The organism is Microbacterium sp. Y356 (assembly GCF_059445355.1).
This window is the reverse complement of record NZ_JCAIUE010000002.1, coordinates 339372-363336: the sequence shown is the minus strand read 5'-3', so window position 1 is coordinate 363336 and position 23965 is coordinate 339372. Positions and strand designations below refer to the sequence as shown.

Genomic DNA, 23965 nt, shown 5'->3' with positions numbered 1-23965 from the left:
GCGCTCCTCAAATGCGAGTCGACTCATATGGCGACGTGGCGTGGCCTCCCGGTCGACAGAGAAGAACATCAGGTCGGGACGCTAGGCTCACAGGAAATGTCTGATTCACCTGAATTCGCCACGCCCACGCGCGCAGAGATCGCGCGAGCGAACGGCGGCGAGCATCCAGTCATCCAGTCGGTTCCGCTGTTGGGTTCTGCCGTTCCGTCGGCTCCATCACGGCGCCGTTCAGACGCAGACGCGGACGCAGACTCGATGCCGCAGTATCGCAGGAACGGCAACATCGCCGACCAAATCGACGCGCCCGCTCCGGAAGCAGAGCAGTCCTCGCGAAAGCAGCAGCGCGAGGCACGCGAACGGCAATCGTTCCTGCAGACCGATCGACCGGAAGAACCCGCTCGCCAGGGCGCCCGCGGCACCTTGAACAAGCTGGGCCTCAAATTGTCCCCCAGCGCGGCCGAGCAGTCGTCGCGAGACGATGAGCTGTCGGTGAGTCAGCACTGGCCGGGTCCGCGGACGATCGCGGTGGTCAACGGCAAGGGCGGAGCGGGCAAGACTCCGACGACAATCCTCCTCTCCGCGGTGTTCGCACGCTACGGCGGCGCTGGTGTTCTCGCCTGGGACAACAACCAGACGCGCGGAACGCTCGGCTGGCGGACCGAGACCGGCGCGCATGATCGCACACTGCTGGAGATGCTGCCCGAAGCGGAGCGACTGCTCGGCACCGGAGCACAGTCGGCAGATCTGGCGCACTTCGTGCACCACCAGCCCCGCGAGAAGTATGACGTTCTGCGTTCCAAGCCGATCAGGCTTGCGCACGAGAACCGCCTGAACCCCGAGGACGTGGATGCTATCCACGCCGTGGCCGCGAAGTTCTATCGGCTGATCATCATCGACTCAGGCAACGACGAGTCCGATCCCATGTGGCTCCGAATGATCGATCGCGCCGATCAGATCGTCGTCGCGACGACGACCCGCGACGATCACGCCGAAGCAGGAGCATTGCTGCTCGAGGCTCTCGAAGACCGCGATGAGCGCTCGGCAAAGCTCGCCGAGCAGTCGGTGGTCGTGGTCTCGCAAGCAGATCCGAAGGCGACAGCGGCGGATGTGAATCATGTCGTCGACGGGTACCAATCACTCGCTCGCGACGTCGTCACTATCCCCTTCGACCACGAAATGGTAGATGGCCATCTCCACTATGGAGGACTGGCCAAGCACACTCAGCGCGCCTGGCTCGCGGCCGCTGCATCGGTCGCCCGCGGATTCTGAGTCGAATCTAAGTTCGGCGCCGACGGCGCGGGCGCATCAGAGGCTCTGAACCCAGTTCTTCAGCAGGCGGATGCCGGCATCGCCGGACTTCTCCGGATGGAACTGCGTAGCCGACAGTGGACCGTTTTCCACAGCCGCGAGGAATGGATTCCCGTACGTCGTCCAGGTCAGTTTCGGCTTTGGGAACGGCGGGATGACATCAAGCTCCCAGTGCTGCGCGGCGAACGAGTGCACGAAGTAGAAACGTTCATCTTCGATGCCGTCGAAGAGCACGCTGCCCTCGTCTGGTGTGACCGTGTTCCAGCCCATGTGCGGCAGTACCGGCGCGTCGAGTTCTGTCACGGTTCCTGGCCACTCGCCGAGGCCTTCGACATTCTGTCCGCGCTCGACACCGTGAGAGAACAGCACCTGCATGCCGACGCATACGCCGAGCACCGGTCGCCCACCGGACAACCGTCGATCGATGATCTGGTCACCACCCTTGGCGATCAATGCCTCGCGTACAGCAGCGAACGCACCGACACCGGGCACGAACAGCCCGTCTGCTTCGTACGCCTCCGTGCGATCGCCAGTGAGCTTCGCGTCGGCGCCCGCAGCGATCAGTGCCTTGACCGCAGAGTGGACGTTGCCGGACCCGTAGTCGTAGACCGCGACAGTGGGAGTGCGGGTCACAGCGCACCCTTAGTGGATGGGATGCCAATCACCAGAGGGTCAAGAGCCTTGGCCTGGCGGAACGCTCTCGCAAAGGCCTTGAACTCTGCCTCGGCGATGTGGTGTGGGTCGCGACCGCCCAATACACGCACGTGCACGGTGAGCGCGGCGTTGAAGGTGATCGCCTCGAAGACGTGGCGAACGAGCGAGCCAGTAAAGTGCCCGCCGATGAGGTGGTGTTCAAACCCTGCGGGCTCACCAGTGTGCACAAGGTACGGACGACCGCTGATGTCGACCACTGCTTGCGCGAGCGCCTCATCGAGCGGCACCAGGGCATCACCGTAGCGAGAGATCCCGGCCTTGTCGCCGAGTGCCTCGCCGATCGCCTGGCCGAGCACGATCGAGATGTCTTCCACAGTGTGGTGAGCATCGATGTTTGTGTCACCCGAGGCACGCACGGTCAGGTCGGTGAGCGAGTGCTTCGCGAAAGCCGTAAGCATGTGGTCGAAGAACGGCACCGAGGTATCGATGTGACTCTGCCCAGTGCCGTCGAGGTTCACCTGGAGTTCAACTGTCGACTCAGATGTGCTGCGGGTACGGGTCGCGGTACGAGAAGCGCTCATGAATCTGATTCTATCGAGGCCAGCGCATCGAGGAATGCCGTGGTCTCGGACTCAGTACCGGCCGTGACCCGCAGGTGGTTCGGGATTCCGACATCGCGCACCAGAACCCCGCGATCATACAGAGCCTGGAAGGTGGCCTGCGGATCAGCCACTCCCCCGAACAGAACGAAGTTCGACCACGATTCGTGTGGCAGGTAACCGAGCGCTTCCAGCGTCGCTGTGATGCGATCGCGCTGCTCGACGATGTCGTCGACCATCGCCAGCATCGTGGACGAGTTGCGGAGAGCCGCGACGGCCGCAGCCTGCGTGAGCGCACTCAGGTGATACGGCAGACGCACCAGCCGCAGCGCATCGATAAACGCTGGGTCTGCTGCGAGGTAGCCAACTCTGGCACCCGCGAACGCGAACGCTTTACTCATCGTGCGCGACACCGCGAGACGCGGACGCCCCTCGAGGAGAGTCAAAGCAGAGACGGCGTCTCGTGGTGCGAACTCCCAGTAGGCCTCATCGACAACCACGACACCCGGTGCAGCTTCGTAGACGGCCTCGATGACATCGATGCCGAGCGGCGTGCCCGTCGGGTTGTTCGGCCTACACAGCATGACGACATCGGGGGCTGCCTCTCTGACCTGGGCAGCAGCGTCATCGGCAGTGATCGTGTAGTCCGGCTGACGAGCGCCGACCTGCCACCGTGCGCCCGTGCCCTGCGCAAGAAGCGGGTACATCGAGTAGGTGGGAGCAAACCCGTAGGCGGTGCGCGCCGGGCCTGCGAATGCCTGCAGGATGTGCTGCAGCACCTCGTTGGATCCGTTGCCCGCCCAGATCTGCGATGCGTCGAGACCGTGCCCGAGATAGCGGGCGAAGCCTTCGCGGAGGGCAGTGAACTCACGGTCGGGGTATCGGTTCACATCGCGCAGTGCGACGGCGATGTCATCGAGGATGTCGCTGGCCACCTCGTCCGGAACGGGATGAGTGTTCTCATTCACGTTCAGCGCGACAGGAAGTGGAACCTGCGGAGCACCATAGGGGGTAAGCCCACGAAGATCGTCGCGGAGGGGTAAGTCGCCAAGTGAAGAAGTCACCCTCCCCATGTTAACGGTGAGATCAGTTGCTGTACTGCGCAGGAATGGCCAACTGCTGGCCGACCTGGAGCGAACCGTTGCTGAGGACATTGAGCCGTTCGATATCACCAATCACGGTGCGCGGGTCAGTCGACGGTGCGAGCGACTCTGCGATCGACCACAGCGTGTCACCAGGCAGGACCGTCACAGTGTCGAAGGTTACCGTGCTCGCCGATTCGCCCGATGCGATGGCCGAGCCGCCGCTGATCGCTGCGAAGCCGATACCCGCAGCCAGCGGGAGTGCCGCAACGGCAAGCAACACGCGACGCCCACGAGTTGTCATTCGCAGCCGCGTCATTCGAGGCCGCGTGGTGCCAGTCGAAACAGCGGCGCCTGCGGTGATACTGATGGTGCTCATGGGATTCTCCTCTGCGTCTTTGGCGTAGCGTTCGCATTCATCACTCGGCCGGGAGCAGTGAATGCGAAGCTACGTACCGAATGTATCTTCGAATTCGAACATCTGTCAAGAATTATTCGAAACCGAACCGCTGAAATCACCGACACGCTCGAACAGATCTTCCTAATCAAGGTGTTTCTCGGATACGGTTTCGATAGACACACCTCATCACGGACCTCAGACATTCGAAGAGCCGCACCGGAATCGCGTACAAAGGAGCACCCATGAGCGACATCTCCGCACCCGACCCAGAGGCTCCGCGCACTCGCCGGCGTAAAAGCCTCAGCCCGAAGCAGATGGCGATTCTCGAGGTCATTCAGACTTCCATCGCCACGCACGGCTACCCGCCGAGCATGCGCGAGATCGGCGATGCCGTGAACCTCAAGTCGCTATCGAGCGTGACGCATCAGCTGGGTCAGCTCGAGCTCAGCGGTTATCTACGACGCGATCCTGGCAAGACACGTGCAATGGAGGTGCTGATCGATCTGCCGGGCTCCAGCGGTGAGAACCCTGCCGATTCCAGCACTCCCGTGGGCGACGCAGCCATGGTGCCGTTGGTCGGTCAGATCGCAGCCGGCGTCCCGATCACGGCGGAGCAGCAGGTCGAAGAGATCTTCCCTCTCCCCCGTCAACTCGTCGGCAAGGGCGATCTGTTCATGCTCAAGGTCACTGGCGAGTCGATGATCGACGCGGCGATCTGCGACGGCGACTGGGTCGTTATCCGTACGCAGAACACCGCAGAAAACGGTGAGATCGTAGCGGCGATGCTTGATGGCGAAGCCACGGTGAAGACGTTCCGCCAGCGCGATGGCCACACCTGGCTGCTGCCTCGCAACTCCGCCTTCGAGCCCATCCTCGGCGATGACGCCACGGTGCTCGGCAAGGTCGTTGCTGTGCTGCGGGCTGTCTGACCGAACACCCATACATACGTACGCACATCGAGAACACAGAAACCGTCCTTCCCATGCTTCGGGAAGGACGGTTTGTGCGTTCTCGGCGGCGCCCAGCGCGCAGCGCCCAGCGCCGCCAGAGGGTCAGACCGTGACTGAGATGTCTTCGCGCACGCGACGGGTGGCTTCGACGATGTTGCGCAGCGACTCTGTGGTCTCGTCGTAGCCGCGGGTCTTCAGTCCGCAGTCCGGGTTCACCCAGAGCTGACGCGTCGGGATCTCATCGACTGCACGACGCAGAAGCGACTCGATCTCCTCGACCGTGGGAACGCGCGGCGAGTGAATGTCGTAGACGCCAGGTCCGATGCCGTGGTCGAAGCCGACCTCTGCGATGTCCGTTACGACGTCCATGCGGCTACGCGCTGCCTCGATCGAGGTCACGTCGGCATCCAGTGCACGGATCGCGTCGATGACGACGCCGAATTCCGAGTAACACAGGTGGGTGTGCACCTGCGTTGCGGCTGCCGCTCCACCCGTGGACAAGCGGAAGGAACCCACCGACCACTCCAGGTACGCAGGCTGGTCGGCCTTCTTCAGCGGCAGCAACTCGCGCAGCGCGGGCTCGTCGACCTGGATGATGGCGATGCCGGCAGCCTCGAGATCCGTGATCTCATCGCGCAACGCGAGGGCGACCTGGTTCGCCGTCTCTCCCAGCGGCTGGTCATCACGCACGAACGACCACGCGAGGATCGTCACGGGCCCAGTGAGCATGCCCTTCATGTGCTTGGCGGTCTTGGACTGCGCGTAGGTCGACCATCCGACCGTGATCGGAGCAGGACGTGAGACATCGCCCCACAGGATCGACGGGCGCGTGGCGCGCGAGCCGTATGACTGCACCCAGCCGTTCTCCGTCACCGAGAAACCGTCGAGGTTCTCGGCGAAGTACTGCACCATGTCGTTGCGCTCTGGTTCGCCGTGCACGAGCACATCAAGACCCAGATCTTCTTGCAGTTCGATGACGGTGTCCACCTCGCGGCGAAGGAACTCGTCGTAGTCATCCTGCGACAGCTCGCCACGAATGTACTGAGCGCGGGCACGGCGGATGTCGCCGGTCTGCGGGAATGAGCCGATCGTGGTGAGCGGCAGCACTGGCAGTCCGAGTGCCGTTTCCTGAGCCGCTTCACGCTCGGCATACGAGACGCGCGAAAAATCGCCGTCGGCAAGTGCACGCGAGCGCACAGAACCATCACGCACACCTGGTGCGTTGCTGCGGTCGGCGAGTGCCGCGGATGCCGCATCCAGCTCTGCCTGGATCGCCTTACGGCCCGAGCCGAGGCCACGAGCAAGGGCGACGACCTGCTCGACCTTCTGGTCGGCGAATGCGAGCCAGCTGGCGAGGCGCTCGTCGAGCTGCGACTCGTCGGTCACGTCGTGTGGGACGTGCAGCAGCGAGGTAGAGGTGGATGCCGCGACCTGAGCCGCACCGAGCGACCCCAGCGCCTCCAGCGTTTCGAACGCGGCGGCGAGGTCGCCGCGCCAAATGTTGTGACCGTCGATCACTCCGCCGACGAGCACCTTGTCGGAAAGCCCCTCGACCGCCGTCGGGACGCTGCCGCGCACGAGGTCGACCGCGATGGCCTCGATGGGAGCCGCGGCCAGCACGGCGAACGTGGCGTCCAACGACGCGTACGGAGCCGCAACGAGGATTGACGGACGCTCAGTCGCACCACCGATGATTGCCAGCGCGCGTGCCGCGGCATCCGCCAACTGCTCAGCGGACGCGGGAAGTGACTCGCTGACGAGCGCCGGCTCATCCAGCTGCACCCACTCTGCGCCAGCGGCCTTCAGACGAGCAAGCAGCTCGACGTAGACGGGGACAAGGTCATCGAGACGCGACAGCGGGTCGAAGCCCTCGGGCGCGGCATCCGATGCCTTCGCCAGCGCCAGCAGGGTGACAGGGCCGACGACGACGGGGCGCGTGACGAACCCGGCGGCGACAGCCTCTTCGACCTGACGCACGACGCGGTCGCTGGACAGCGAGAACGTCGTCTCAGGGCCGATCTCGGGAACGAGGTAGTGGTAGTTCGAGTCGAACCACTTGGTCATCTCGAGTGCGGCGCGCTCGCCCTCGCCGCGCGCGATGGTGAAGTACGCCGGTAGCCCGATCGAGCCGTCCGCCTCGCGAAGGTTGTCGAAGCGGGTGGGGATTGCGCCGACAGTGACGGCGGCATCGTGCACCTGGTCGTAGTACGAGAACGACTCCGGGATCGCCGAATCGGTGCGGCCGAGGCCGAGGGATGCGAGGCGCTCACGGCTCGCTGCACGCAGTTCGGCAGCAGTCTGCTCCAGCGCTGCGAGGTCTGAGCGGCCGGCCCAGAACGCCTCGACGGCCTTCTTCAGCTCGCGGCGGCGGCCGATGCGCGGGTAGCCGAGGATAGTCCCCTGGGGGAATGCGGTCATGATGTTTCCTTTCGGGGAGGGATCTAGTGACGCAGGGCAGGAAGAACGCCTGCCTCGGCGAGAACGGTGAGAACGGTTTCGTGTTGGTTGAACGCGTACAAATGCACTCCTGGTGCGCCGCCGGCCACCACCTCGCGGGTCAGACGTGATGCCCACTGGGTGCCGATTTCGCGACGACCTTCGGCCGTCGGCTCGACCTCCAGCGCGATCGAAAGTTCGCTGGGCAGGTCTTCGCCGGTGAGCTCGAGCACACGGCCCAGACGGGCGGGCGAGGTGATCGGCATGATGCCGGGAAGGATCGGGATCGTGACTCCAGCGGCCCGCGCACGCTCGACAAACGCGAGGTAGTCGTCGGCGTGGAAGAACAGCTGTGTGATCGCGAAAGTCGCCCCGGCGGCCTGCTTGGCAAGCAACGCCTCGACGTCCTGCGTGCGGTGGGCAGAGCGCGGATGCCCCTTGGGAAAGGCAGCCACCGCGATGTTGACATCGCGCCCCCGGGTGACGCGAGCGGCCCCTGGAAAACCAGGAATCGGCGTCTCCTCGTACGGAGCACGCTCGGCCTGCACACGGCCGATCAGCTGCACGAGCTGCGCGGAACTTTCCAGATCGCCGAGGAAGGTTTCGACCTGACCGGTGGGTGGGTCACCGCGAAGGGCGAGGAAGCTGAGGATGCCAGCATCCAGGAATTCACGAATGAGCGCAGCCGCACCCGCATAGGTATTGCCGACGCATGTCAGGTGCGCGAGCGGCTCGACGTCGGTGTTCTCGCGGATGAAGCGCAGCACGTCGAGTGAGCGTCCACCAGTGGAGCCGCCGGCGCCGTACGTGACGGAGATGAATTCAGGCCCCGCCGCCGCTAGCTGACGGACCGTCTCGCGCAGCGCCTCGTCGCTCGAAGCCGAACGCGGCGGGTAGAGCTCGAAGGAGAAAGGGACACGTGGGGTCCCGAGCGTCAAAGACTCGGAAGACATCATTCTCCTGGGGTGACAGAGTGGGCAGGGCAGCCGCGGACGACCCCAGACACTGGATCGTTCGCGGGCGGGTGCCGGGCTCGGCTGTCGCTCCACGTCCGGATAAACCGGCCGTTTCCAGAAACTTATGGCACTCATGCCACCTCGCGCACAGTGTGTGACGCCGTGTGTCAGAACGTCACCGCATAGGGTCGAAGCATGCAGCCGTACGGTACCTGGCCTTCTCCATTTCGCGCAGTCGATATCGCCTCATCCGCGCCCCGTATAGACGGTGCGCGGTTCGTCGGCGATGAGATCTGGTGGGGCGAGTCGGTGCCGGCCGAAGGTGCGCGTGTCACAGTGCGCAGCTCGAACGGCAATGTGCTGCTGCCTGAGCCATGGAACGCTCGTTCGCGGGTGCACGAGTACGGTGGCGGCGCATGGACCGCGGATACCGACGGCACGTTGTTCTTCGTCGATGCGAACGACCAGAGGGTGTACCGGATGCTCCGGGGCGGCTCGCCGCAGCCACTCACGCCCGTTGGGCCGAACGGCATTGGCCCGAACCACGGCGGCCTACGACTGCAGCACGGTCGCCTCTTCGCGGTACGCGAGGACCTCACCGACGATCGGCACCGCCGCGCGATCGTCGAGATCCCGACCGACGGCAGCGACGTTCAGCAGATCATTGCGACCTCCGGGTTCGTCGCACATCCTGCCCTCTCCCCCGACGGCACGCGCATCGCATGGGTGCAGTGGAGCGACCACCACATGCCATGGCAGCTGGCCCAGCTGCACGTCGCCCAGCTCGGGGGCGACACGTTTGCCAGCACCCCCACACGCGCCGCACTGCAACCCGAATGGATCAGTGACACCGAACTCACCTACGCCGATGATCCCACCGGACGCTGGCAGTTGCAGCGGATCACCCTCGACGGCCTGGAGCGCACCTCCGGCCCAGACTCCATCGCGCCAGCCGATGCCGACACAGGGTACGGCTTGTGGGTGCTGGGCAATCGCTGGTACCAACCGCTATCGGACGGCCGTATCGTCGCCGTGCGCACCAACGGCTCAGATGAGATCGTCCTGATCGAGCCCGATGGATCGGAGAAGCGCCTCGATGTGCCGGCTACCGCACACGTGAGCGTCGACGATACCGCGGGCGTCCGTGTGCTGCTTTCCGGTGGGGGCGCGGGCGTCAATGCCGGGCTGTGGTGCGTAGATGTCGATTCCGGCGCGGTCGAACGCGTCCGCGGAGGCATACCTGTCGATGAAGAATGGATGCCTCCGGCCACGCGTGTCACATTCGATGGGGCCAACGGACCTGTGCACGCATTCGACTATCCGCCGGCGAACCCGAACGCCGATGCACCCGCTGGCGAACTGCCGCCGTACATCGTGTTCGTGCATGGCGGCCCCACCGCGCACGTGTCAGGCGGAGCATCCACAGCCATCGCGTACTATACGAGCCGAGGGATCGGCGTGCTGGATGTGAACTACGGCGGCTCCACCGGCTACGGCCGCGCCTACCGCGAGCGCCTCGACGGGCAGTGGGGTATCGCCGAGGTCGACGACGTGCTCGCCGCCGCGCGTGGCCTTGCCGAGGCTGGCAAGGCCGACCCTGCGCGCATCGCGATCCGCGGTGGCTCGGCGGGCGGATGGACGGTGCTCTCAGCGCTCGTGCGCGGTGGCGTGTTCGCCGCCGGAATCAGCCGCTATGGCGTCACCGATCTGCGGATGCTCGCACAGGACACCCACGACTTCGAGAAGTACTACCTCGACGGCCTGGTGGGCCCGCTACCCGAGGCCGAGCAGGTGTACATCGAGCGCTCGCCACTCACTCATGTCGACGACATCGACGTGCCGGTGCTGCTGTTGCAGGGTGCGGACGATCGCGTCGTTCCGCCGTCGCAGTCCGAGGCGATCCGCGATGCTCTCGCTGCACGCGGCGTCGACCACGAGTACGTGCTGTACCCAGGAGAAGGACACGGCTTCCGACGCGCAGAAACCATCATCGACGCCCTGGAACGTGAACTGACGTTCCTCGGCAGGGTGTTCCGGTTCGACCCGAAGCTGTAGGGCTACTCGCCCGTGCGGTTGCGCAGCCGCATTGCGCGCTCTGCCTCGCGAGTGTCCTGACGCTCGCGCAGAGTCTGACGCTTGTCAAACTCGCGCTTGCCCTTGGCCAGCGCGATCTCGACCTTGGCGCGGCCATCCAAGAAGTACAGCTTCATGGGGACGAGCGTGTAGCCGCCGGCGGAGACCGCGTGTTCCAGCTTGTCGATCTCGTCGCGGTGCATCAGCAGCTTGCGGATGCGCTTGGCGGAGTGGTTCGTCCAGTGGCCCTGCGAGTACTCCGGGATGTGCACGGAATCGAGGAAGAGCTCGTGGCCTTTGATGAAGGCGTAGCCGTCGGAGAGGTTCGCACGACCCTGCCGGAGCGACTTCACTTCGGTGCCGGAGAGCACCATTCCCGCCTCGTACGACTTTTCGATGTTGTAGTCGTGACGTGCGCGACGATTGGTCGCGATGACCTTCTCCCCGCGTTCCCTGGGCATGATGGTTCCTCTTCTTTCGGTGGCCAGCTCTTTCTGTGGCCAGCCCCTCAGCCTATATCAGGTGCGCAGCCAACGACGGATCGCGAAGCCCGCCGAGAGCGCGGCCAACAGCACGCCGATGCCGATGAGCACCGGCACCACGAGCACGGCATCCTGCATCGACACCCATGTCGTGATGAAAGGCACACGACCCTTCAGATAGCCGTTCACGCCGAAATGCATTCCGGCGATGACTGCGGCGCTGGCAAGAGCCGACCCAAGGAAGGCCGCGAACACGCCCTCCAGGATGAACGGCGTCTGGATGAACCTGTTCGATGCGCCCACCAGCCGCATGATCCCGATCTCTTTGCGGCGAGCATAGGCAGAAAGACGAATCGTTGTCGCAATGAGCAAGATGGCAGCAATCAGCATCAGCACCGCGATGCCCACCGCAATATAGGTCGCGACAGTGAGTGCCGAGAACAGCGGATCGAGGTACTGCAGCTGGTCACGCACCTCTTCGACGCCGTTGATTCCTGCGAACGCCTCGACGATCACTTGCGATTGGCTGGGGTCCTTGAGGGTGATGTAGAAGCTCTCCGACATCTGCTCCTCGGTGAGCACGCTCGCCTGCTCTTCGCCGAGCAGTTCAGTGAGGTTGGCATACGCCTCGGCCTTGTCTTCGAAGCGCACGCTACTGATGAGCGCCCCGAGAGCATCGCCGGCCAGTTCTATACGCACCTGGTTGACCTGCTCTTCGGTGGCGGCGCCATCCAGGCAGGTCTCCTGACCGCCCGAGACCGGCGAGCACATCGAGACCGAGACCTGCGCACGCTCGGTCCAGTACCCGCGCATCGTACTGATCTGACCTTGCATGAGGATCGCTGCGCCGACGAACGTCAGCGAGACGAAGGTCACGAGCACGACGGAGATCACCATCGAGATGTTGCGCCTCAGGCCCCCGAGGGCCTCCATGAGGATAAGTCCCACTCTCACGAGGTCGGCCCTACTTCCTCGTCATCGTCGGTATCCGACAGGCCAAGGCGGTCGGCGACGCCGAGCTCGGCGACGTCAACCTCCGGCAGCACCATCGGGTGCGTCCGCGGGCCGACCTGGGCCGGGGCTGGCGTTGCTGGGGACTGCGTCGGGGCAGGAACATCCTGAGGAGCGACTGCCGGAGCGTTGCCTGCTGCCCTCATCGACGCGATCAATTCGGCGGTGAGTGGTTCAAGCCCCTCGGTCTCGCGCTGTACCTCCTGCATCGCGGTGCGCGCAGCGGTCGTCGCTGCGCCACGCTGCTCCTCAGGGCCCAGCTGCGGAATCATCGAGCGGTCGCCGTAGCCACCGCGCACCTCGTCGCGCACCATCTCACCGTCGCGGAGCTCGATCACGCGGCGCTGCATCTGATCTACGAACGCTGCCTCGTGCGTGGCCATCACGACCGTGGTGCCGCCGGCGTTGATCCGAGCGAGCAGCTGCATGATGTCGACCGAGGTCGCAGGGTCAAGGTTTCCGGTCGGTTCATCCGCGAGCAGAATCTGCGGACGGTTGACCAACGCACGAGCGATCGCCACGCGCTGCTGCTCACCGCCGGACAGCTCATGAGGCATCCGCTTCTCTTTGCCCTCAAGCCCGACCAGGGCGAGTGCTTCCGGCACTGCCTGGTGGATGAATCCACGCGACGACCCAGTGACCTGCAGAGTAAAGGCAACGTTCTGGAACACCGTCTTGGACGACAGCAGACGGAAGTCTTGAAAGACCGAGCCGATGTGACGACGGAAGTACGGCACCTTGCCGTTCGCAAGCGAACGCAGGTCGCGTCCGAGGACCGCGACACGGCCGGTGGTGGGGACATCCTCACGCAAGATGAGTCTGAGACAGGTGGATTTACCCGAACCTGATGCTCCGACAAGGAAGATGAATTCGCCCCGCTGGACTTCGAAGTCGACCCCGGCAAGGGCCGGTCGCTTCGTCCCGCGGTAGCGCTTAGTGACGTTCTCGAACCGAATCATGGCGTTACGAGCCTAAGCGCGCGTTCCGGCCTGACAGCGAGCGACACCCGGTGCAGGTCAGTCGTCGTCGTCCCTGCGCTTGCGCCATCGGATGCCAGCCGAGATGAAGCCATCGAGATCACCATCGAAAACCGCTGCGGGGTTGCCTGATTCGTGGCCGGTGCGCAGATCTTTGACGAGTTGCTGACCGTAGAGGAAGTACGAGCGCATCTGGTCGCCCCAACTCGCCGTGATGTTGCCGGCGAGCTCTTTCTTCTTGGCTGCTTCCTGCGCCTTCTGCAACAGCAGGAGTCTGGTCTGTAGCACGCGCATTGCTGCGGCGCGGTTCTGGATCTGCGACTTCTCGTTCTGCATCGACACGACAATGCCGGTGGGAAGGTGAGTCAGGCGCACGGCCGAGTCGGTCGTGTTGACCGACTGTCCACCAGGACCGGACGAGCGGAACACATCCACCCGGATGTCGTTCTCGGGAATCTCGACCGCGGTGGCCTCCTCCATCAGAGGGATGACCTCGACCGCGGCGAAGCTGGTCTGGCGCTTGTCGGCAGAGCCGAACGGGCTGATGCGTGCGAGTCGGTGCGTGCCAGCCTCAACCGACAGCGTGCCGAAGGCGTAGGGAGCCGTGATCTCGAAGGTGGCGGACTTGATGCCTGCACCCTCCGCGTAGGAAGTGTCCATGACCTTGGCGGGGTAATTGTGCTGCTCGGCCCAGCGCAGGTACATGCGCATGAGCATCTCGGCGAAGTCGGTGGCGTCGTCGCCGCCGGCGCCGGAGCGGATGGTGATGATCGCGTTGCGCTCGTCATATTCGCCGTCGAGCAGGGTCTGCACCTCGAGCTGACTGATGACCGCGCTCAGTGCCTCAAGCTCACGCTGGGCCTCCTGAGCGGAGTCTTCGTCTTCCATCTCGTTGGCGAGCTCCACCAGCACTTCGAGATCGTCGAGGCGACTGCCAATGCCGGTGATGCGAGCAAGCTCGGACTGTCGGTGGCTGAGTGCGCTGGTGACCTTCTGCGCGTGCTCGGTGTCTTCCCAGAGGTCGGGTGCGCCCGCTTCCTCACTGAGGCGGACGATATCCTCGCGGATTCGGTTGACATCGACGACCTCGCTGATGTCACTGAAGGTGTGCTTGAGCGCCTGAATTTCGGCGGCGATATCGAGTTCGAGCATGGCACCTCAGCCTATCGTGCGTGGTTACCCTGATATGTGCATATCTCTGTGAGCCGTTTTGCCGCCGTCGGCGTGGCCCTTGTCGTGGCATCCACTCTCGTCTCGTGCGCGGCATCCACTCCCGATGCGCAGGGCGCTGCGCGAGCATCTCTTCCCGACGGCGTCGCGTTCGATTACCAGCTCGGTGGAGGGTATCCACCAGCGGAAGGTGTCGGGATCATCGTGCGCGACCGCACAGATGAGCCGCAACCCGGCGTCTATTCAATTTGCTATATCAACGCCTTCCAGACGCAGCCTGGAGAGCTCTCGGACTGGCCCGATCAGAGCGTGCTGATGGATGCCGATGGGCAGCCGGTGCGGGATCCGGACTGGCCGGATGAGGCCCTTCTGGACATCTCCTCCGCTACTGCGCAGGACGTGATCGCCGCGCGGGTCGGCGAGTGGATCCGCGGCTGCGCATCGGACGGGTTCGACGCGGTGGAGCTGGACAACCTCGACTCGTTCACCCGATCCAACGGGGCCCTGTCGGCCGAGGATGCGTCCGCTCTCGCCGGCCGGCTCGTTGTCATTGCACACGAAGCCGATCTCGCGGTGGGCCAGAAGAACGCCGCCGAGCACACCCAGATGTTCCGCAAGGAGAGCGGCTTCGACTTCGCCATCAGTGAAGAGTGCGCTGCTTACCGCGAGTGCGCGGCGTATACGGACGTCTACGGCACCGCAGTGTTGAACGTCGAGTACACCGACACGCTCCCCCGTACTTTTCAGGAGATGTGCGCCGATGCGGAGACACCGACGACGACGATACTGCGCGACCGCGACCTCACCACCCCCACCGACGACACGTACGTGCGCGAAACCTGCTGAACCGCGAGCAGAGTAGCGTGGCACCGTGAGCAGCGCGTCGTCAGTCCTGAAGCAGTTCGGGCCGATGGTGTACCTGCCCACCATTCTGTTCTCGCTCGGCGAGGGTGCAGTGCTCCCGCTGATTCCGATCATCGCCGCGAGCATGGGCGCCGATGTCGCCTTCGCTGCCCTTGTCGCCTCGGCGCTCGTCGTCGGCCAACTGTGCGGGAATCTACCGGCCGGGTGGGCCGTGGCCCGCATCGGCGAGCGTTACACGATGGTGATCGCCGGCCTCATCGCGATGGTCGCCGTACTCGGGATGCTCCTTGCCCCGGCTCTCGGAGTGTTCGCGGCATCCGTGTTCGTACTCGGATTCTGCGCTGCGGCATTCGGCCTCGCACGACACGCGTTCATGACGACGCGCGTTCCAATCGCCTTCCGCGCCCGTGCGCTATCGCTGCTCGGCGGCAGTTTCCGCCTTGGCATCTTCATCGGGCCGTTCGTCACCGCAGCCCTCCTGCAGGTTTTCGGACGCGAGCAGGCGTCGATCTGGTTCTTCCTCGCGTGCTTACTCGGCATGGTCGTGCTCGTGACTTTCGGGCCCGACCCGGAGAAGACGATCCCCCCGGTGCGCGCTGCCTCATCCTTCACCATCTCGGAGGACACCGGCGAGGCGGTGACCGGATCGATCCCGACACTGGAACGGGCCGGGATCTTCCGTACCATGTGGCACTACCGTGGGGTGCTTGGCCGTCTCGGACTGGCCGCAGCATCACTGTCGGCGGTGCGCTCCGCTCGACAGGTGGTGCTGCCGCTGTGGGGCCTCTCACTCGGGCTCGACGCGCAGACGATCGCCCTCGTCGTTGGCATCTCTGGCGCGATCGATTTTGCGCTGTTCTATGCCAGCGGGCAGGTGATGGATCGTTTCGGCAGGCTGTGGGCGGCGATGCCAGCGATGGTGCTGATGGGCGCAGGCTTCCTCGCACTCTCCTTCACTCACGATGGTGATACCGCCGTTCTGTGGTTCGGGATGCTCGCCGCGGTGCTCGGTGTCGGAAATGGCCTCTCTAGCGGCATCCTGCTGACGCTCGGCGCCGATATCGCACCGCAGCAGGAGCCGGCCACATTCCTCGGCTCGTGGCGAACATTGACGGATGCCGGCGGCGCAGTCGCTCCGCTCATCGTGGCGGGCGTGACTGCCATCGCCTCGTTGTCGTTCGCGAGCGGGGTCATGGGCATCGTCGGACTTCTCGGCGCGCTCGGATTCATCCGCTGGATTCCCCGCTTCAGTCCGCGACGACCAGACGCCCGTTAACGCCCGTTGTCGTCAGCGGTCCCGAGAATTGAGGAGAATCCCGCCTCGAGAGAACCTGCGAGCGTGAGCGAGTCGCCGAGGTAGCCGTTGACCATGGCGCCGTCGCGAAGGATCATGAGCTGATTCGCCACGGAACCGGCATCGCGCACGCCCGACTGGTCCGCGATCCCGGCGAAGAAATCAATCATCCAGCCTCGGTGCGCATCGACGGCGAGGCGAACCGGATCCTGAGGGTCGGGATACTCCGCGGCCGCATTGATGAACGCGCATCCGCGGAACCCCGGGCTGCAACTGGCTGCACCGATGCCGGCAGCGATCGTACGCGCCGTGGCGAGCGGGTCCCCCTCGTGGACCGTGCTTCTCATCCAAGCCTGCTCGGCAGCCGACTGCTGCTCGAGGTACGCGACGATGAGGTCGCTCTTAGTGCGGAAATGTCGGTAGAAGGTGACCTTGGTGATGCCGACCTGCTCGATGATCCGGTCGGCGCTCGTCGCGCGGATGCCGTGGTTGTAGAACAACTCGTTGGCAGCGTCGAGAATCCGCTGTCGTGTGCTCGCACCCTTCGATGACTTCGCCGCGGGGGTGGTTATCTCATCTTGCACTTCGGGCTCCGGTCTGGGTCGGGCAGGTCGCATCAGAGCTTCCAGGATTTCACGGTTTCTTACCTAGTCGTACTAGTCAGTCTCGATGGTGGTGATGGTGTCGCTTGCGTTCGAGGCCGAGACGGGTTATCTTTCTATGTAGACGTACTAGTAACTCTACCAGTCGATCTCTATCAGAAAGAAATGTCGAGAATGTCAGAAACCACTTCCTCTTCCAGCTTGAGCGGCGCGTTGCGCCGCCTCTACTTCATCCGCTTCGGCTTCACCGTGGTCTGGGCAGCGTTGCTGTTTCTGACCGGCGGTACCGCGGGGCTCGCCCTCACGATCCTGCTGATCGTGTACCCGTTGTTCGACGCGGCATCCGTCTTCTGGCAGATCCGCTCTGCAGGCGACAGCCACCGGGCGAAGGCCTCGGAATGGATCAACGTCGTCGTCAGCGTGCTCGTCGCGATCGCGCTGGGTTGGGCATCGACGGTGTCCGCAGCCGCTGCGCTGATCGTGTGGGGCGTGTGGGCCATCGGCGCGGGTCTCCCCCAGCTGATCACCGCCATCCGCAACCGCCGCAACGGCGGGCAGGTTCCGCAGATGCTGTCCGGCGGCATCTCGCTATTCGCCGGTGGGGCATTCGTCGCGCAGGGCCTTCAGGGCAACGGGATGATCACCGGAGTCGCCGGCTACGCCCTTCTGGGCGCGATCTTCTTCCTGATCTCCGCCATCCGCCTGTCCATCGTGCTGCGCAAGAAGGTCGCAGCATGACCGCCTCCGCTGCATACGACTACGACCTGATCGTCATCGGCGGCGGGGCGGTCGGCGAGAACGTCGCCGACTACGCCAAGAAGCGCGGCATCCATGTCGCGATCGTCGAATCCGAGCTCGTCGGAGGCGAGTGCTCCTACTGGGCATGCATGCCCTCCAAGGCGCTCCTGCGCAGCGGACACGCGATCCGCGCCGCCCGCCGCCTGGCCGGAGCGCGGGAGGCGGTCGCCGACCACATCGACGCCGCCGCTGTCCTCGCACGACGCACGTCGTTCACCGACGGCTGGAAAGACGACGGACAGGTCTCCTGGCTCGAGTCCGCCGGGATCGACCTCATCCGCGGGCACGGCCATATCACCGGCCGCGGGCAGGTCCTGGTGGGCGATCGTGTCTACGCAGCCAGGGCGGTGGCAATCGCGACGGGCTCAGTTCCCGTCCTCCCTCCGATTCCCGGCCTCGCCGATGCCTCGGTATGGGGCACTCGGGAAGCCACCTCTGCAGATCACGTGCCTGCCCGACTCGCCATCATCGGTGGCGGAGTCGCCGGCACCGAACTCGCCTTCGCGTTCTCCTCGCTCGGCTCTCAGGTCACGCTGCTCTCCCGCACCCGCCTGCTGGAGCGCGAAGAACCGTTCGTGGGCGAGCATGTCGCGGCAGCATTGCTCGCAGAAGGCGTGCACGTCGACACCGCGGCCACCCCCACCAGAGTCGACCGCGACGCCGACGGCATCGTCACCATCGCTCTCGCTGACGGCACCACCATCAGCGCGGACGAGCTCCTCGTGTCGACGGGGCGCCGCCCCGCTACCGACAATCTGGGTCTCGAAGCCCTGGGGCTGGACGTCAGCGGCGGAATCGCCGTGGATGACACCATGCTCGTGGGCGGCACCGATTGGCTCTACGCCGTCGGCGACGTCAACAGGCGTGCGATGCTCACTCATCAAGGCAAGTACCAGGCACGAGCCGCCGGCGAAGCAATCGCGGCACGCCTGAATGGCTCGCCGATCTCGGACGAGGCGTGGGGACAACACGTCGCCACCGCAGATCACACAGCGGTGCCGCGCGTCGTGTTCACCGACCCGGAGGTCGCCGCCGTCGGACTCACCGAAGAAGGCGCCAAGCAGAAGCAGCTCAACTACCGGGCCGTCGAGTACAACCTCGGCTGGGTCGCCGGAGCGAAGCTCCATGCCGACGGCTACACCGGGCACGCGAAGCTCATCGTCGACGAAGATCGGCACCTGATCGTCGGCGCCACCTTCGTCGGACAAGACGTCGCGGAACTCGTCCACGCCGCCACCATCGCCATCGTCGGAGAAGTCCCCATCGAACGCCTCTGGCACGCCGTGCCCGCATACCCGACCATCAGCGAGATCTGGCTCCGGCTCCTGGAGACCTACGGCCGACCGGCCGCATAGCAAGTGACGTAGTAATAACCAGAAAAGGAAAGTGAAATCATGCCCACGAAGATCACCATCGTCATCGAGAACCCCAGCGACCCAGACCAGTTCGAAATCGCCTACCCGGAGATCGCCGCTCTCGCCGAACAGCTCCCGGCGCTGCAACGATTCGAGGCAGCAAAAGTCTGGCCCAAAGAAGACGGGACACCCACGCCGGCGCATCGGACCCTCGACCTGTACTTCGAGACGTATGAAGCGGCCTCGGCTGCTGTCGCCACACCGGTCGCGGGAGAGTTCTTCCAGCGGTTGATCGGCACCGGGGTGCCGTTCATCGGCTTGTTCTCCGACATCGAACGAGCCTGAACGTCGTCGGGGGCGCAGTAATGCGAACTGCGCCCCCAATGGCAGTGCCGTTCTTCCGGCAGGTCACCGCAACGCCGTACGACTAGTCGCGGTCGATTCGAGCTGGATGCCGTCCGGGACGAACGGTGAGAACAGGGGCGGATGCCACGCGGCGGCGACCGTGACCTGCGCAGACACGCCATCGGGCGCGGATGCCGACACCAGAGTCGCCTCCGTCGAGATGGCCGTCACGATGACCTCTGCCTGCTCGCGGACGCCGTCATCGGTGAGCACGGCACGCACGGATTCCCCGTCGATGACGAGCGTGAAGCCGTCGGCTCCGGCCAGCGCAGCGGAATCAGCGAGGGAATCGAGTCGCTTCTGCGTGATGTGCAGGTCAGTAGCGCAGACGCACACTGAAATCACGGCGAGCGCGAGCACGACGTAGCCGAGCAGGAGCGGCAAGATACTGCCGCCTTCATCATCCGCCTGCCCGCACTGCCAAGTCATTCCGTGCTCCACAGCCGCGACAGCTTCTGCGCTGCCTCTGCCTGCAGCGGGATGCGCGTCGCGCTGTCGAGTCCGAAGATCGGCGGAACGAACGGCAAGGATACCCACGTGTCCACCGTGACCAGCACCGTCACACCGGAAGACGGGCAGGGCACGCCTGCCGGAAGACAAGAGATGGAGACTCCGGTGTTGTCGGAGTCCAAGCCATACTCGTCGATGATGTTAGCCAGCACCGCGGCGCTGCTGCGCGCAGCGGATTCGGCGTCGTGTGACTGGCCGATCACGCGGGCAGTGTGGCGGGCTGCGGCCTCCGCACCCAACGTGCTCTGCTGGATCACCCCCAGTGTGATGATCAGGTAGGCCAGCGGCACGAGGAAGATGACCCCCGCGGTGAGGAACTCCAGCGCGGCTGAGCCCTCGTCGTTATGGCCCCAGCGACTCCATCGGCGCATCGGCATCCACCTCCAGCGCGAACGGAACACCCAGCAATCCGATGAGCGGAAGGGTCGTTCGCACGGTGACGACCGCGGTGGGATGCCCCAGACTGCCGCTCTCAGCGATGCTGACGTCCTCCGCAAACGAGCCGCCCACGGCGCGCGTGATGAAGAGGCGAGCGTGCTCGGCGCCCTCCTCAAGAGAGGTATCCGCGAGCGCCGCGTAGTGTGCGCCCTCGACTGCCGCGTCATGCACGACATTGCGCACGTAGACGGCGAGCCCCAATTGCAGAACGGCGAGCGTCAGGACAGTCAGCAGCGAGCCGACGAGCACGAAATCGACGGGACTAGACCCGCGATCATCCACCGCCTCTGCTCGCCACCGCATGTCAGATTCCGGACACGCTCGAGATCGCCTGCTCGAACAGCCCGAGCAGCGCGGGGCCCGCGACAGCCCAAATCACCACGACAAGGCCAGCCGTCATCAACGTGACGAGCACCCAGCCGGGAACGTCGCCGTTCTCATCCTCGCCGAATGCTCGCGCCTCGGCCGTTGCCGTCGTCCACCAGCTTTGAATTCGATTCATCATCGGTCCTTTCGTCGGTAAATCACAGATCTTCGGTAGCGCAGAGGCCTCAGCCGATGCCGATACCAAGGCGCAGAATGAACATTCCGGGGAACACAGCAAACAGCACAGACAGCGGCAGGATCAGGAACACCAGAGGCACCATCATCAAAATCTCGCGCCGCCCCGCCTGCTCGATCAGCATCCGCTTCGCATCTTCACGGGCATCAGACGCCTGCGCGTGCAGTACTCCGGCCAGCGGTGCACCGTGCTCAAGCGCGGCGATGATCTGATCGGTCGCACGCGACACCCCTGGCAGGCGCAACCGCGCCGCCATCTCGCCGAGCGCGTCGGCCAACGATGACCCGGTTCCGACCGCCAGCACGACCTGCCGCAACTCTCCCGTTAGCTCCCCCGAGCCGATCGCGGCAACTCTGCGCAGCGCATCCAGAAACCCTTCGCCTGCAGACAAGCACAGTGCCAAAAACTCCAGCGTGGTCGGCAGTTCGTCGCTGAGTCGACTGAGCCGCGCTTTCACTCGTGCCGAGAGCAGCATGTCAAGCGCCATCGCCGTGCCGGCACCGAGCACCACCGGCAGGGCCGCCGCAGGCGGCGTCATCCGCCCAGTCAGCGCGAGGATGATGACCAGCACGCTCCCGCCGCCGAAACCTGCCAGCGCCCACCCCAACTGTCGTCCGCGGAACGCCGCGGGGCCCTCGTTGATTCCGGCTTGGTCGAGGCGTTGTGCCAATGCTTCACTGTCTCCGAACCCGCGCAGCAACAGTGCCTTCAGCCTCGCCACACCACCGGCGGCGTGCGCGGGAAGCACCCCTACCCTCGGCAGCATCCCGATCGGAAGCACCGCATCATCGACGGCATCCCGCACATAGGGTGCGATGCGCATGGTCAGCGATGCGGCACGCCATCGCGGTGCCGCCGCAAGGATGCAGAGGACGCCAGCGGCCAGCAACCCGCCCAGCAGAATCGCCATCGCGGCATCCGTGATCCCGGTCATGCGAACCACCTCCGAGGCTCGGGCAGGCGGCCGATGCGCACCATGATGCGGAACGCGATCACTGATACGGCGGCACCACCGCAGATCACGAGCACGCCCTCCGGGCTGGCATAGGCCTGCGCGCCCTCTGGGCGCATCGCGAGGAGCACCAGGATCACCCAGGGCGCGACGACACCCAGCACCGCTGCACCGCGGACCCACGACTGTTTCGCCTCGACTTCACCTCGGAGCGTGGCATCCGCACGTACGGACGATGACAGCGCGCGCAGCACACCAGTGAGCTCGGTGCCGCCGACCTGTCGTGCCATCTTCAGCGACTCGATGATGCGGTCGGCGATGGGATCGGCGAGCGCTGTCTTGAGCCGATCGATACTGCTTTCGAACCGCCCAGTGCCGCGCAGATCTCTGGCGAAGACGACGAAAGCCGGCCGCACCATCGACGGGGCGGAATCCGCCAGGCTCGCCACCGCATCCGGCAACGAGAGTCCCACTCTGATCGACGCGATGAGGAGATCGCAGACATCGGGCCACAACTGTCTGCGTGCCTTCAGCAGGCGCAGCTTGCGCGAGCGTAGGAAGGCTATCGGTGCGCTCGCAGCAGCCGCGCCGCCGAGCACTGCCAGCACCGCGATGCCCGTGATCAGCCACACCACAGAGGCTGCAAGAAGTCCGACGGCGACGACGACCGCGACCACGGTTCGCTGTTCGACCGACGCAAACCCTGCCTCGTCGATGAGCCGAGCCAGCCATCCGGAGTCCGGAGTTCGACGCGCCTCCCGCTCACGACGTGGCCAGAGCCACGGTGAAACGCACAACAGCATCCCTGCAGCGAGCATCGCGCCGACGAACAGCGTCATGAACGCGGCTCCGCGCGATACAGCGATCGAGTGATGATCCGCCCCTCGACGACCTCGCCAGTCGGCGCAACCACCTCAGCGACGAAGCGCGCGCCTGCGCCATCGCGCGCGCAGTGCACAATGAGCGAGACAGCTGACGCGAGAGCGGGCGCGATGAACGAGCGATCGATGTTGCGCCCAGCGAGCAGCGGCAGGATCGTGAGCTTCTCGAGTGCCTCGACTGCAGAGTTCGCATGGACGGTTCCTGCGCCAGGCACACCGGTGTTCAGTGCCAGCACGAGATCCAGCGCTTCGGCGTCACGCACCTCTCCGACCACGAGCCGGTCAGGTCGCATGCGCAGCGCCTCCTTCACCAGCCGGCGCAGCGTGATCTCACCGGTCCCCTCGAGACTCGCCTGCCTGCCCTGGAGGGCGACAAGGTCGGGGCCGTCCACGGCGAGCTCAAACGTCTCCTCGACCGTGATGATTCGCTGTGATTCGGCGCACGACGCCAGCAGCGCCCCCAGCAGCGTCGTTTTTCCGGTGTGTGTCGCGCCGGACACGATGACGCTGGCCCCATCGTTCATCGCCGTGCGCAACGTAGCGGCGATGTGCTCGGGCATCGACCCGACCGCCACCAGGGCATCCAGAGTGCGGTGATGCGGGAGGAACTTGCGAATATTGACGGCCCACGAACCGCGAACGACATCCGCGATCGCAACGTGCAGGCGTGATCCATCCGGCAGCGAGGCATCAACGAATGGCTGACTGATATCCACCCGGCGGCCAGTGGACTGCAGCATCCTCTCGACGAGATCACGCACCATTGCATCAGTGAGTCGCAGCGGAACCCGCTCCGATACCCCGCCACGCGCGATGTAGACCTGACCTGGGCCATTCAGCCAGATCTCTTCAATGCTGTCATCGTCGAGAAGCGGCTGCAGGGCTCCGAATCCGCTGACGGAGGCCAGCACATCCTGCACGCAGGCAGATTCGTCATCGATCATCGCGTCCCCACGCGATAGTGCGAGGTCGTTGTGCCGCCGGACTTCTGACTGCGCGATCCGCCTGGCTTCCTCAGGCGCAAGCGAAGGATCCGTGCGCTCCGCGCGCAGGCGCCTGCGCACACGTTCGGCAACGAGGAGGGACGGCTGGCTCACTCCGGCATCCTCGCAAGAATTCGCGGTCAGCCTCGGAAGTTATCCACAGGGCAATGTTTCGGGATATCCAGAAGTATTCGGCCGGGCTGCCCCGCTGCCAGCAGATCCG

Annotated in this window: 26 protein-coding genes; 8 read left to right on the top strand and 18 right to left on the bottom strand. The window is 64.8% G+C overall.

The features are described from left to right. Positions 1-96: 96 nt before the first annotated feature. Positions 97-1269, top strand: coding sequence for a MinD/ParA family ATP-binding protein (locus AC1C2Q_RS15415; protein ID WP_495450825.1), 1173 nt, complete (start codon positions 97-99; stop codon positions 1267-1269). A 36-nt stretch (positions 1270-1305) separates the two neighbouring features. Here AC1C2Q_RS15415 and hisH read toward each other — a convergent pair whose 3' ends face one another. The 4 genes from hisH to AC1C2Q_RS15395 are packed head-to-tail and all read right to left on the bottom strand — an operon-like array spanning position 1306 to position 4022. Further along, the gene (gene hisH / locus AC1C2Q_RS15410) at positions 1306-1941 is read right to left on the bottom strand and encodes an imidazole glycerol phosphate synthase subunit HisH (RefSeq protein WP_495432113.1); all 636 of its coding nucleotides are present in this window, start codon (positions 1939-1941) and stop codon (positions 1306-1308) included. Further along, the gene (gene hisB, locus AC1C2Q_RS15405) at positions 1938-2543 is read right to left on the bottom strand and encodes an imidazoleglycerol-phosphate dehydratase HisB (protein ID WP_495432111.1); all 606 of its coding nucleotides are present in this window, start codon (positions 2541-2543) and stop codon (positions 1938-1940) included. Before hisB ends, hisH begins: the two co-directional genes overlap by 4 nt. Further along, the gene (locus AC1C2Q_RS15400; RefSeq protein ID WP_495450824.1) at positions 2540-3634 is read right to left on the bottom strand and encodes a histidinol-phosphate transaminase; all 1095 of its coding nucleotides are present in this window, start codon (positions 3632-3634) and stop codon (positions 2540-2542) included. Before AC1C2Q_RS15400 ends, hisB begins: the two co-directional genes overlap by 4 nt. A gap of 13 nt (positions 3635-3647) precedes the next feature. Beyond that, positions 3648-4022 (bottom strand): LysM peptidoglycan-binding domain-containing protein, encoded by a 375-nt coding sequence (locus tag AC1C2Q_RS15395; RefSeq protein ID WP_495432109.1) that lies wholly within the window; start codon positions 4020-4022, stop codon positions 3648-3650. Between the two features lie 263 nt (positions 4023-4285). On the opposite strand from AC1C2Q_RS15395, the gene lexA reads away from it, so the two are divergent. Next, on the top strand, positions 4286-4972 hold the full coding sequence (gene lexA / locus AC1C2Q_RS15390; protein ID WP_495432108.1) for a transcriptional repressor LexA: 687 nt from the start codon (positions 4286-4288) through the stop codon (positions 4970-4972). 123 nt (positions 4973-5095) lie between these two features. On the opposite strand, the gene metE is transcribed toward lexA, so the two are convergent. Both metE and AC1C2Q_RS15380 read right to left on the bottom strand, forming a co-directional pair. Further along, positions 5096-7411: a 5-methyltetrahydropteroyltriglutamate--homocysteine S-methyltransferase gene (metE, locus tag AC1C2Q_RS15385; protein ID WP_495450823.1), complete on the bottom strand. Its 2316-nt coding sequence runs from the start codon at positions 7409-7411 to the stop codon at positions 5096-5098. A gap of 23 nt (positions 7412-7434) precedes the next feature. Further along, complete coding sequence (locus AC1C2Q_RS15380; protein WP_495450822.1) at positions 7435-8382, bottom strand: methylenetetrahydrofolate reductase; 948 nt, start codon at positions 8380-8382, stop codon at positions 7435-7437. A 198-nt stretch (positions 8383-8580) separates the two neighbouring features. Between AC1C2Q_RS15380 and AC1C2Q_RS15375 the strand changes: the two genes are divergently transcribed. After that, complete coding sequence (locus AC1C2Q_RS15375; RefSeq protein WP_495450821.1) at positions 8581-10440, top strand: S9 family peptidase; 1860 nt, start codon at positions 8581-8583, stop codon at positions 10438-10440. Positions 10441-10442: 2 nt separating this feature from the next. Here the strand turns inward: AC1C2Q_RS15375 and smpB are convergent, their stop codons facing one another. The 4 genes from smpB to prfB are packed head-to-tail and all read right to left on the bottom strand — an operon-like array spanning position 10443 to position 14080. Next, positions 10443-10919, bottom strand: a complete 477-nt coding sequence (gene smpB / locus AC1C2Q_RS15370) for an SsrA-binding protein SmpB (RefSeq protein ID WP_495432104.1) — start codon at positions 10917-10919, stop codon at positions 10443-10445. Between the two features lie 57 nt (positions 10920-10976). Then, positions 10977-11894, bottom strand: a complete 918-nt coding sequence (ftsX, locus tag AC1C2Q_RS15365; RefSeq protein ID WP_495432103.1) for a permease-like cell division protein FtsX — start codon at positions 11892-11894, stop codon at positions 10977-10979. After that, on the bottom strand, positions 11891-12910 hold the full coding sequence (gene ftsE / locus AC1C2Q_RS15360) for a cell division ATP-binding protein FtsE (protein ID WP_495450820.1): 1020 nt from the start codon (positions 12908-12910) through the stop codon (positions 11891-11893). Before ftsE ends, ftsX begins: the two co-directional genes overlap by 4 nt. 57 nt (positions 12911-12967) lie before the next feature. Next, positions 12968-14080, bottom strand: a complete 1113-nt coding sequence (prfB, locus tag AC1C2Q_RS15355) for a peptide chain release factor 2 (protein ID WP_495432101.1) — start codon at positions 14078-14080, stop codon at positions 12968-12970. 48 nt (positions 14081-14128) lie between these two features. On the opposite strand from prfB, the gene AC1C2Q_RS15350 reads away from it, so the two are divergent. Together AC1C2Q_RS15350 and AC1C2Q_RS15345 are read left to right on the top strand one after the other, a co-directional pair. Further along, the gene (locus AC1C2Q_RS15350; protein WP_495450819.1) at positions 14129-14944 is read left to right on the top strand and encodes an endo alpha-1,4 polygalactosaminidase; all 816 of its coding nucleotides are present in this window, start codon (positions 14129-14131) and stop codon (positions 14942-14944) included. Between the two features lie 64 nt (positions 14945-15008). Next, positions 15009-16238, top strand: a complete 1230-nt coding sequence (locus AC1C2Q_RS15345; protein ID WP_495450854.1) for an MFS transporter — start codon at positions 15009-15011, stop codon at positions 16236-16238. Here AC1C2Q_RS15345 and AC1C2Q_RS15340 read toward each other — a convergent pair. Further along, positions 16235-16840, bottom strand: a complete 606-nt coding sequence (locus tag AC1C2Q_RS15340; RefSeq protein WP_495450818.1) for a TetR/AcrR family transcriptional regulator — start codon at positions 16838-16840, stop codon at positions 16235-16237. The two genes, AC1C2Q_RS15345 and AC1C2Q_RS15340, sit on opposite strands and share 4 nt — an antisense overlap. Positions 16841-17032: 192 nt before the next feature. Between AC1C2Q_RS15340 and AC1C2Q_RS15335 the strand changes: the two genes are divergently transcribed. The 3 genes from AC1C2Q_RS15335 to AC1C2Q_RS15325 are packed head-to-tail and all read left to right on the top strand — an operon-like array spanning position 17033 to position 19356. Further along, the gene (locus AC1C2Q_RS15335; RefSeq protein ID WP_495450817.1) at positions 17033-17596 is read left to right on the top strand and encodes a hypothetical protein; all 564 of its coding nucleotides are present in this window, start codon (positions 17033-17035) and stop codon (positions 17594-17596) included. Then, on the top strand, positions 17593-19011 hold the full coding sequence (locus tag AC1C2Q_RS15330; protein WP_495450816.1) for a dihydrolipoyl dehydrogenase family protein: 1419 nt from the start codon (positions 17593-17595) through the stop codon (positions 19009-19011). The genes AC1C2Q_RS15335 and AC1C2Q_RS15330 overlap by 4 nt, the downstream gene beginning before the upstream one ends. Positions 19012-19050: 39 nt before the next feature. Then, positions 19051-19356, top strand: coding sequence for an EthD domain-containing protein (locus AC1C2Q_RS15325; RefSeq protein WP_495450815.1), 306 nt, complete (start codon positions 19051-19053; stop codon positions 19354-19356). A 63-nt stretch (positions 19357-19419) separates the two neighbouring features. Here the strand turns inward: AC1C2Q_RS15325 and AC1C2Q_RS15320 are convergent, their stop codons facing one another. Genes AC1C2Q_RS15320 through AC1C2Q_RS15290 form a run of 7 tightly spaced genes read right to left on the bottom strand, consistent with a single transcriptional unit; the run spans position 19420 to position 23856 of the window. Continuing rightward, a complete protein-coding gene (locus AC1C2Q_RS15320; protein WP_495450814.1) occupies positions 19420-19845 on the bottom strand; it encodes a pilus assembly protein TadG-related protein in 426 nt (141 codons plus the stop codon). Further along, entirely contained in the window at positions 19842-20297 is a 456-nt protein-coding gene (locus AC1C2Q_RS15315; protein WP_495450812.1) for a TadE/TadG family type IV pilus assembly protein, read from the bottom strand. Before AC1C2Q_RS15315 ends, AC1C2Q_RS15320 begins: the two co-directional genes overlap by 4 nt. Beyond that, the gene (locus tag AC1C2Q_RS15310; protein WP_495450811.1) at positions 20269-20667 is read right to left on the bottom strand and encodes a TadE/TadG family type IV pilus assembly protein; all 399 of its coding nucleotides are present in this window, start codon (positions 20665-20667) and stop codon (positions 20269-20271) included. Before AC1C2Q_RS15310 ends, AC1C2Q_RS15315 begins: the two co-directional genes overlap by 29 nt. Position 20668: 1 nt before the next feature. Beyond that, complete coding sequence (locus AC1C2Q_RS15305) at positions 20669-20866, bottom strand: hypothetical protein (RefSeq protein ID WP_495432180.1); 198 nt, start codon at positions 20864-20866, stop codon at positions 20669-20671. 49 nt (positions 20867-20915) lie between these two features. Next, positions 20916-21860 carry a type II secretion system F family protein gene (locus AC1C2Q_RS15300; RefSeq protein ID WP_495450809.1) on the bottom strand — a complete coding sequence of 315 codons (945 nt, stop codon included), beginning with the start codon at positions 21858-21860 and terminating at the stop codon, positions 20916-20918. Continuing rightward, a complete protein-coding gene (locus AC1C2Q_RS15295) occupies positions 21857-22717 on the bottom strand; it encodes a type II secretion system F family protein (protein ID WP_495450808.1) in 861 nt (286 codons plus the stop codon). The genes AC1C2Q_RS15300 and AC1C2Q_RS15295 overlap by 4 nt, the downstream gene beginning before the upstream one ends. Continuing rightward, complete coding sequence (locus tag AC1C2Q_RS15290; protein ID WP_495450807.1) at positions 22714-23856, bottom strand: TadA family conjugal transfer-associated ATPase; 1143 nt, start codon at positions 23854-23856, stop codon at positions 22714-22716. The genes AC1C2Q_RS15295 and AC1C2Q_RS15290 overlap by 4 nt, the downstream gene beginning before the upstream one ends. Positions 23857-23965 lie beyond the last annotated feature (109 nt).

Bases quoted from the DNA above. Each gene is read 5' to 3' on its own strand.
- AC1C2Q_RS15415 (WP_495450825.1), top strand. From the start codon at position 97: ATGTCTGATTCACCTGAATTCGCCACGCCCACGCGCGCAGAGATCGCG.
- hisB (WP_495432111.1), bottom strand. From the start codon at position 2,543: ATGAGCGCTTCTCGTACCGCGACCCGTACCCGCAGCACATCTGAGTCG.
- AC1C2Q_RS15400 (WP_495450824.1), bottom strand. From the start codon at position 3,634: ATGGGGAGGGTGACTTCTTCACTTGGCGACTTACCCCTCCGCGACGAT.
- AC1C2Q_RS15395 (WP_495432109.1), bottom strand. From the start codon at position 4,022: ATGAGCACCATCAGTATCACCGCAGGCGCCGCTGTTTCGACTGGCACC.
- lexA (WP_495432108.1), top strand. From the start codon at position 4,286: ATGAGCGACATCTCCGCACCCGACCCAGAGGCTCCGCGCACTCGCCGG.
- metE (WP_495450823.1), bottom strand. From the start codon at position 7,411: ATGACCGCATTCCCCCAGGGGACTATCCTCGGCTACCCGCGCATCGGC.
- AC1C2Q_RS15380 (WP_495450822.1), bottom strand. From the start codon at position 8,382: ATGTCTTCCGAGTCTTTGACGCTCGGGACCCCACGTGTCCCTTTCTCC.
- AC1C2Q_RS15375 (WP_495450821.1), top strand. From the start codon at position 8,581: ATGCAGCCGTACGGTACCTGGCCTTCTCCATTTCGCGCAGTCGATATC.
- smpB (WP_495432104.1), bottom strand. From the start codon at position 10,919: ATGCCCAGGGAACGCGGGGAGAAGGTCATCGCGACCAATCGTCGCGCA.
- ftsE (WP_495450820.1), bottom strand. From the start codon at position 12,910: ATGATTCGGTTCGAGAACGTCACTAAGCGCTACCGCGGGACGAAGCGA.
- prfB (WP_495432101.1), bottom strand. From the start codon at position 14,080: ATGCTCGAACTCGATATCGCCGCCGAAATTCAGGCGCTCAAGCACACC.
- AC1C2Q_RS15345 (WP_495450854.1), top strand. From the start codon at position 15,009: ATGGTGTACCTGCCCACCATTCTGTTCTCGCTCGGCGAGGGTGCAGTG.
- AC1C2Q_RS15335 (WP_495450817.1), top strand. From the start codon at position 17,033: ATGTCAGAAACCACTTCCTCTTCCAGCTTGAGCGGCGCGTTGCGCCGC.
- AC1C2Q_RS15330 (WP_495450816.1), top strand. From the start codon at position 17,593: ATGACCGCCTCCGCTGCATACGACTACGACCTGATCGTCATCGGCGGC.
- AC1C2Q_RS15325 (WP_495450815.1), top strand. From the start codon at position 19,051: ATGCCCACGAAGATCACCATCGTCATCGAGAACCCCAGCGACCCAGAC.
- AC1C2Q_RS15320 (WP_495450814.1), bottom strand. From the start codon at position 19,845: ATGACTTGGCAGTGCGGGCAGGCGGATGATGAAGGCGGCAGTATCTTG.
- AC1C2Q_RS15315 (WP_495450812.1), bottom strand. From the start codon at position 20,297: ATGCGCCGATGGAGTCGCTGGGGCCATAACGACGAGGGCTCAGCCGCG.
- AC1C2Q_RS15310 (WP_495450811.1), bottom strand. From the start codon at position 20,667: ATGCGGTGGCGAGCAGAGGCGGTGGATGATCGCGGGTCTAGTCCCGTC.
- AC1C2Q_RS15305 (WP_495432180.1), bottom strand. From the start codon at position 20,866: ATGAATCGAATTCAAAGCTGGTGGACGACGGCAACGGCCGAGGCGCGA.
- AC1C2Q_RS15300 (WP_495450809.1), bottom strand. From the start codon at position 21,860: ATGACCGGGATCACGGATGCCGCGATGGCGATTCTGCTGGGCGGGTTG.
- AC1C2Q_RS15295 (WP_495450808.1), bottom strand. From the start codon at position 22,717: ATGACGCTGTTCGTCGGCGCGATGCTCGCTGCAGGGATGCTGTTGTGC.